The organism is Pseudomonas sp. 910_21 (genome assembly GCF_052850735.1).
The window spans coordinates 1-589 of record NZ_VXCY01000037.1 but is presented as its reverse complement, the minus strand read 5'-3'; the positions used below and the strand labels follow the sequence as shown (position 1 = coordinate 589).

The window sequence follows — 589 nt, the reverse complement described above, 5'->3', positions numbered from 1 at the left end:
CTGCTCTTGTAGCGGCCTGGGTAATCGTAGCGCTCATAGCGCTGAGCCTGATGCTCAAGGTTATCGCCGAGCAGTCGCTGCTGCTGGTCGAAGGCCGGGCGCTTGAAACTGTAGTCGCGCTGCGTCTGCTCGGCGCTACGCACGTTTTCCGTGTAGCTGAACGCGTACAGCACCGGTTGCGGGGCATCCCCGGCCGGCTGGGTGCTGTACAGCACCGGCCCGCCCTGGATGCGCTCCTGGACGTACAACTTGTCACCCTGGACCAGGGTGTGGGCGTTGGCATCGTGTTTGAAAAAATAGAACAGGCCTTCCTCGGTGGACAGGCGGTCAAACAGGTAGAGGTCGGTGTCTCCGGCCTGGACGCAGTATTCACGCGGCGCATGCTGGGTGTGGATATAAGGTTGGTAATCAAGGACGCCGTGCTCGTCCAGCACCGACTTGAGGATCTCGGGCACCGTTTTCTGCTGAAAAATGCGCCAGTCGGAACTCAGGGCCAGCCGGGCCAGTTGCGGCTCCACCAGCAGACGGTAACGGGTGCGGCGAAAACCGCTTTTACCCTGGGTGAAGCTGCTGACCAAGCCATGGACAT

At 61.0% G+C, this 589-nt stretch carries 1 protein-coding gene; it reads right to left on the bottom strand.

Annotated features, from left to right (window positions below; all coding sequences use genetic code 11):
• A partial coding sequence (locus tag FW796_RS31870; RefSeq protein ID WP_446440707.1) for a contractile injection system protein, VgrG/Pvc8 family occupies positions 1–589 on the bottom strand: 589 nt, incomplete at both ends.